The organism is Anaerococcus sp. HMSC068A02, from assembly GCF_001811125.1.
Taxonomy (GTDB): Bacteria; Bacillota; Clostridia; order Tissierellales; family Peptoniphilaceae; genus Anaerococcus; species Anaerococcus vaginalis_C.
The window spans coordinates 1-6,628 of the sequence record NZ_KV803778.1 but is presented as its reverse complement, the minus strand read 5'-3'; the positions used below and the strand labels follow the sequence as shown (position 1 = coordinate 6,628).

7 protein-coding genes and 3 pseudogenes are annotated in these 6,628 nt (G+C 29.7%); all 10 read left to right on the top strand.

Annotated features, from left to right (window positions below):
* The coding region (locus HMPREF2782_RS09235) for a hypothetical protein (RefSeq protein WP_070642622.1) at positions 1 to 234 on the top strand (234 nt) is incomplete at its 5' end.
* A gap of 240 nt (positions 235 to 474) precedes the next feature.
* The gene (mobQ, locus tag HMPREF2782_RS09230) at positions 475 to 1,935 is read left to right on the top strand and encodes a MobQ family relaxase (RefSeq protein WP_070642620.1); all 1,461 of its coding nucleotides are present in this window, start codon (positions 475 to 477) and stop codon (positions 1,933 to 1,935) included.
* Between the two features lie 61 nt (positions 1,936 to 1,996).
* Positions 1,997 to 2,284: pseudogene (locus HMPREF2782_RS09225) on the top strand (nuclear transport factor 2 family protein); the annotation flags it as partial.
* A 97-nt stretch (positions 2,285 to 2,381) separates the two neighbouring features.
* On the top strand, positions 2,382 to 2,579 hold the full coding sequence (locus tag HMPREF2782_RS09220) for a hypothetical protein (RefSeq protein ID WP_148130033.1): 198 nt from the start codon (positions 2,382 to 2,384) through the stop codon (positions 2,577 to 2,579).
* Between the two features lie 59 nt (positions 2,580 to 2,638).
* The gene (bsh, locus tag HMPREF2782_RS09215; RefSeq protein ID WP_070642616.1) at positions 2,639 to 3,613 is read left to right on the top strand and encodes a choloylglycine hydrolase; all 975 of its coding nucleotides are present in this window, start codon (positions 2,639 to 2,641) and stop codon (positions 3,611 to 3,613) included.
* Positions 3,614 to 3,683: 70 nt separating this feature from the next.
* Entirely contained in the window at positions 3,684 to 5,183 is a 1,500-nt protein-coding gene (cls, locus tag HMPREF2782_RS09210) for a cardiolipin synthase (protein ID WP_222563148.1), read from the top strand.
* A 124-nt stretch (positions 5,184 to 5,307) separates the two neighbouring features.
* Positions 5,308 to 5,472: pseudogene (locus HMPREF2782_RS09380) on the top strand (nuclear transport factor 2 family protein); the annotation flags it as partial.
* Positions 5,473 to 5,482: 10 nt separating this feature from the next.
* Positions 5,483 to 5,851, top strand: a complete 369-nt coding sequence (locus HMPREF2782_RS09205) for a nuclear transport factor 2 family protein (protein WP_070642609.1) — start codon at positions 5,483 to 5,485, stop codon at positions 5,849 to 5,851.
* 104 nt (positions 5,852 to 5,955) lie between these two features.
* The gene (locus tag HMPREF2782_RS09200; protein WP_070642607.1) at positions 5,956 to 6,120 is read left to right on the top strand and encodes a transposon-encoded TnpW family protein; all 165 of its coding nucleotides are present in this window, start codon (positions 5,956 to 5,958) and stop codon (positions 6,118 to 6,120) included.
* Between the two features lie 41 nt (positions 6,121 to 6,161).
* Positions 6,162 to 6,628: pseudogene (locus HMPREF2782_RS09195) on the top strand (type IV secretory system conjugative DNA transfer family protein); the annotation flags it as partial.

Sequence of the window (6,628 nt, the reverse complement as noted above, 5' to 3'; positions counted from 1 at the left end):
AAACAGGAAGAACGAAAGAAAAGAGATAGACGCCTTTATGAAAAAGGAGCAGTCTTTGAAAGTATCTTTATTGAAAGCAAGGATTTTACCAAAGATGAATTTTATCAGCTAATCACATTCCCAAACATCAAAGAAGAAGTCAATCAAAAAATCTTAAAAATCATAGAAAAGCGAAAAGAAAATCAAAATCAAAACACAGAAAACCAAGAGGAAGAAACGGACATAGAGGAATAGTCCCTTGTTTACAAGGGCGCACTTATACACCCTAAAGGGTGTGTGCGTTCTCCGAAGGCTCTTGCAGAGAGCATATCAGCTAACGCTGATACAGGGGAGTTACACTCCCCTACGGAAATAAATTTCCTACCCCTTGTGTACTTCCCAAAAGAAATCGGATAAAAAGCAATCCGATTTTTTTTAGTAAGTCTTTATCATCGCCATCGTCCCCACATTAAAAAAGAGAGGAGGTTTTTTCTTATGGCGATATATCATCTTAGTATAAAGATTATTTCAAGAGGAAAAGGCAAAAGTGCAGTAGCAGCTTCCGCCTATCGTAGTGGCGAAAAGATAAAAAACGAATATGACGGAATAGTCCATGACTTTACAAGAAAAGGCGGAATAGCCTATACCGAAATTCTATTACCGCAAAATGCACCTGAAGAATTTTCAAACCGTTCTGTCTTATGGAACAGCGTCGAGAAAATAGAAAAAAGTAAAAACTCACAGCTTGCAAGAGAAATCGAAATTGCTTTACCCAAAGAATTAGACAGGGAAAAACAGATAGAACTTGTAAGGGAATATGTAAAAGAAAATTTTGTGAAAGTCGGTATGTGTGCCGATATTGCCCTACATGATAAAAATGACGGAAACCCACACGCACATATTCTATTAACTATGCGACCGCTAAACGAAGATACAACATGGGGAGCAAAATCAAAAAAGGAATATATCCTTGATGAAAACGGAGAGAAAGTAAAACTTAAAAATGGCAACTACAAAACAAAGAAAATAAATGCAGTAGATTGGAACGAACAAGACAAAGCAGAGCATTGGCGAAAAGCATGGGCAGATATTACAAATAAATATCTTGAAGAAAATAGCATACAGGAAAAAGTGGATCACCGTTCCTATGAAAGACAGGGCATAGAACAAATACCGACCATTCATTTAGGCGTATCAGCCACCCAAATGGAAAAGAAAGGCATAAATACCGACAGGGGAAATATCAACCGAGAAATCAAACATCAGAATAAGATATTAAAAGAGATTGCAAGAAGAATAAAAGCCTTACTAAATTGGATAAGAGGAATAGGAAAAGAAGAAAAGGCAGAAACTGATAATCTCAAATCTACCCTACCATCCAAAGAAAATTTGCTATCCGTTTTTAAAGATCTTATCCGTAAAAATGCAGATAACCATAATACAGATTTAGAAAAATACATCGAAAGCTATCAATTCTTAAAAGAGAAAAACATTATTTCCTTATCTGAACTGAAAGAAAGTATAGTTACTTTAAGAGATAAGAATTACAAGACCACAAGAGCCTTAAAAGATACCGAGAAAAAGATTGATGAAAAAACACAACTCATCGACCAGTCAGAAAAATATTTGAAGTACAAGGACATCTACAAAGCCTATGCAAAGTTAAAGAAAATAAAACAGGAAGATTTTTATAATGAGCATACGGCGAAGCTTATTCTATTTGAAAGTGCAAGGAAACATCTCAAAGAGCATTTAGGGGAAAGTAAGACCTTAAATATATCCAAATGGAAATCGGAACTTACCACTTTGAAGAAAGATAAAAAGAGCCTATATAGTAAAATATTAGAAATACGAGAAGAAGTAGAACAGGCTGAAAAAGTTAAGACCTGTATAGAGCAGTTACAGGAACAAGAAAAACAACTATCACAGGTAAAGAGGAATGAGTTAGACCTATAAAACTAAGTGAAAAAATGGTATAATTATATATAATTATTTGATTTTGGAGGTGCTTAAATTTATGAATGAAAGAGAAAAAATCATTCGTTTATGGTTTGATATGTGGCTCACACAACAAGACTTAGGTATAGATGATATTTTTTTAGATGATGTAATTTATATTGAGAGCTGGAGTCCTAAGTATGAAAATTGTCAAACAGTAAAGCACTGGTTTAATGAATGGAATACAAGAGGAAAAGTGCTTGCTTGGGATATAAAGCAATTTTTTCATAAGGATAATCAAACTATTGTAGAATGGCACTTCAAAAATAAAATGAATGAGGGGAAAGTTGAAGAATTTGACGGTATTGTACATTTGTAAATGATGTGAGACCAAAAACAGGAGAGAGAATTTCCTGTATGCTACCATATTGCTGGCGGGTTAACCCGCCAGCAATATGGTAGTAATGTTATCAAACTTAGATTGTTCAATATTAAAAGAATTAGATAGACAAAATATAAAATCAGATGTTATTTCAATAGTAATGAATAGACTAGATACTAATGATAAGAAAAATGATTTTCTTTCATTTATGATTGATAACAGAAATGCCCTTATATCTTTGAAAGATATTTTTAGTGAATTAAATATAATCACTAAATAGTAATTTTAAAGAGAGTTATATAAAAGATAAGAAATAGTATTATAAAGAAGGGAAAGAATATGTGTACAGCAGCAACTTATAAAACGAAAGATTTTTATTTTGGAAGAACATTGGATTATGAATTTTCATATGGAGATGAAGTAACAATAACACCAAGAAACTTTGAATTTAAATTTAGAGAAGTAGATGACATTAAGAGTCATTATGCGATAATTGGAATGGCATTTGTTACTGAAGATTATCCATTATATTACGATGCAATAAACGAAAAAGGGTTAGCAATAGCAGGTTTAAATTTTGTTGGAAATGCTCATTATAAAGAAAAACAGGAAGGAAAAGATAATATTGCTCAATTTGAACTGATACCATGGATTTTAAGCCAATGTTCAAATGTAAATGAAGCTAGAAATTTGATTGAAAAAATGAATGTGTTAAATACTCCATTTAGTGATAAATTACCATTAGCTAGCTTACATTGGATTATTTCCGATAGCACACAATCAATAACTGTAGAGTCTGTTATTGATGGAATAAAAATATATGATAATCCAGTAGGGGTATTAACTAATAATCCATCTTTTGATAAGCAAATGTTTGCCTTAAATAATTATATGTATTTATCACCTAAATCTCCAGAGAATAAATTTAGTAAAGAATTAGATCTAAGTTTATATAGTAGAGGAATGGGAGCAATAGGTCTACCAGGTGATTTATCATCGCAATCAAGATTCATAAGAGTAGCGTATACTAAATTAAATTCTTTTTCTAAAGAAGATGAAAAATCAAGTGTTAGTCAATTTTTTCACATTTTAGGTAGCGTTGATCAACAAAGAGGATGCTGTGATTTAGGTGATGATAAATTTGAAATAACAATTTATACATCTTGCTGTAATGTAAATAAGGGAATTTATTATTATACAACATATGATAATCATCAAATAACAGCAGTTGATATGCACAAAGAAAATCTAGATAGTAATGTACTTATTCGTTATCCTTTGATAAAGGAAGAACAGATAAGAACTCATAATTAATGTTTATCTATAAAGAAGATAAAAGTATTACATATAAAAATGAATTAGCATGAGGAGAAAAAATATGTGGATGGCAGTAAAAAGAGGAATTGTTGTAGCAATAGGTTTATTAATACAAATTCTATTAACATTATTTATATATTTAAAATTTGGAGAATTTATAAGTATTATTCAAGTAGTTTATGGTTTACTTAGTATTATAATTGTTTTAATGATTATCAAGTATAGTAAAAGATTAAGTAGCGATTTAATATGGATATTACTGATTATGCTTTTTCCATTAATTGGAACACTTCTATATATCATACTTAGTAATAATATGAAAAGAAGTAAAGTTTTAAAGAATATTAATGAAAATATAGAAAATGGTCAAAAATACTTAATACAAGATGAATTTATAAAAAAAGAAATCGATACTAAAAATTTAGGACAATTAAAATATATAAGTGAATTTGCAGGATTTCCTGTAACGAAAAACAATGAGATAAACTATTATTCTCTTGGTGATGACGTTTATCCTGTTATGTTAGAAGAACTAAAAAAAGCCAAAAAATTTATTTTTATAGAATATTTCATTATTAATAATGGTACTATGTGGCAAGGAATTTTAGATATATTAAAAGAAAAAGCAAATTCAGGACTAGATGTAAGAGTATTATATGATGATATGGGTTCTTTTGCTATGCTACCTAGTAATTATCCAAAGTTACTGGGGAAATATGGAATAAAATGTATGCAATTTAATAAATTATCGCCATTTGCAGGTATTATTATGAATAATAGAGATCATAGAAAAATGATGATAATTGATGGACATACTGTTTTTTCTGGTGGAATTAATATTTCAGATGAATATATAAATATAAATAGTAAATTAGGAGTATGGAAAGATAATGGAATTAGGATAAAAGGTGAAGCTGTTTGGAATTTTACTGTTATGTTTCTAGAAATGTGGAATTCATTTAAAAAAGAAGATAATGATTATAATAAATACAAATATAATTTTACTGAAAAGTATAAAGAAAATGTTTTCGTTGTACCTTATGGGGAAAGTCCATTAGATGATGTTATAACCGGCGAAGATATTTATCTAAATATTATCAATCAAGCGAAAAAGTATGTTTATATTTATACACCTTATTTAATTATTGATACAGATATGATAAATAGTTTAATCTTAGCTGCAAGAAGAGGAGTAGATGTCAGAATTGTTGTTCCTGGAATACCCGATAAAAAAATTGTATATGATTTAACCTCTTCTTATTTTTATACATTAATTAAAGGTGGAGTAAAAATTTATACTTATACGAATGGTTTTGTACATAGCAAAGTATTTTTATCCGATGATGAAATAGCAAATGTAGGAACAATAAACTTAGATTATAGAAGTTTATATTTACATTTTGAATGTGGTATTTATATGAAGGATACAAATGTAATAAAAGATATCAAAAAAGATTTTGAGGATTCCTTTAAAGAATCACATAAAGTAGATGAAAGAGAAGCAAAAAATGGTTTATTTAAAGGACTATGGCAAGCTATTTTAAGATTATTTGCTCCAATAATGTAAACGATATAATAAAATTAGATAAATAGAAAATTATAATTTGTTGAGAAAGTGTACATTTGTAAATGATGTGAGACCAAAAACAGGAGAGAGAATTTCCTGTTTTTGGTCTCACATCAATTGTATCTCTACAGGGAAAGTTGAAGAATTTGACGGTATTTCTTTGATTGTTTGGACAGCCGATAATAAGATAAAAGTATTGAAAGAGTTTGGCTGTAATTGTAATAACTACAATCCTTACAAAGAGAGTGAAACACCATTGTTTAGAGATGAAAAAGTGAATTGGTTTTAAGGTGATTACTATGGATATAGATAGATTTTTCAAAACGGTTTTATCACAAAATGCAGAAGAACTTAGGAAATGTTTTCAAAAGAATGCTGTTATAAAATGGCATTGCACAAATGAGTTTTTTACCTTAGATGAGTATATAAGGGCAAATTGTGAATATCCCGGAAATTGGAGCGGAGAAATAGAGAGAATTGAAGAAAATGAAGATACTATTATTTTAGCTTGTCGGGTTTTTCCAACAGATAATAGTGAGTCTTTTCATGTAGTAAGTTTTATCTATCTTGAAGATAATTTGATTGTTGATATGGATGAATATTGGTCTTATGATGGATTGGCACCAGAATGGCGTAAGAAAATGAAAATTGGGAAACGCATTAGGTAAATTTCAATTTTGAAAATCAAGCAATTTAATAAAAACTAACACAGTAACAGTAAATCAAAAATGGTTTGCTGTTTTTTATTGTCTAAAAATGGAAAGGAGAACTTATGGAAGAAGAAAGAAGAAAAATACAAGTACCACCACATAAACAGTTAATTATGGATATTGGGAAGACAAAATATACTGTAAACCTACATTTTAAGCAAGGTACAGGCGAAACATACAAGGATAAAATATTAAAGCTAATCAAGAGAGAAACAGAAAAGATATAAATTTTTCAAAGAAATTTTGTTTATGTCCTTGACAAATCTTCCCAAAAGGCACACTTGTGCTAGAGTGTGGAAAAATGCTTTATGAAAATGGATATGACATAAAGATTTTAAATACAATAAACTTTAAAAAATCTATGAAATACAATCCATTTGCCTATTTGAGAAGTGAAAAAGATATTTTAAAGCTTGTTCAAACTATAATTGCTAATACAAAGGGAGATGGAGAAAAGGCAGGAGAAGATTTCTGGGTAAAGGCTGAAAAGTTATATTACACTGCCCTTATCGGTTATATCTATTATGAAGCACCAGAAGAAGAAAAGAACTTTAAGACGCTTTTGGATATGATTGACGCTAGTGAAGTTAGAGAAGATGACGAAACCTATATGAACCCAATTGATAGGCTTTTTGAAGCTCTTGAAAAGAAAGATCCAAGTCATTTTGCAGTTAAGCAATATAAGAAATATAAACTGGCAGCAGGAGTAATAGAATTAAGGAGAACACTTAATCA

Coding starts and splice junctions, on each gene's coding strand:
- HMPREF2782_RS09220 (WP_148130033.1), top strand. CDS start 2,382: ATGTTATCAAACTTAGATTGTTCAATATTAAAAGAATTAGATAGACAA.
- HMPREF2782_RS09205 (WP_070642609.1), top strand. CDS start 5,483: ATGGATATAGATAGATTTTTCAAAACGGTTTTATCACAAAATGCAGAA.
- bsh (WP_070642616.1), top strand. CDS start 2,639: ATGTGTACAGCAGCAACTTATAAAACGAAAGATTTTTATTTTGGAAGA.
- mobQ (WP_070642620.1), top strand. CDS start 475: ATGGCGATATATCATCTTAGTATAAAGATTATTTCAAGAGGAAAAGGC.
- HMPREF2782_RS09200 (WP_070642607.1), top strand. CDS start 5,956: ATGGAAGAAGAAAGAAGAAAAATACAAGTACCACCACATAAACAGTTA.
- cls (WP_222563148.1), top strand. CDS start 3,684: ATGGCAGTAAAAAGAGGAATTGTTGTAGCAATAGGTTTATTAATACAA.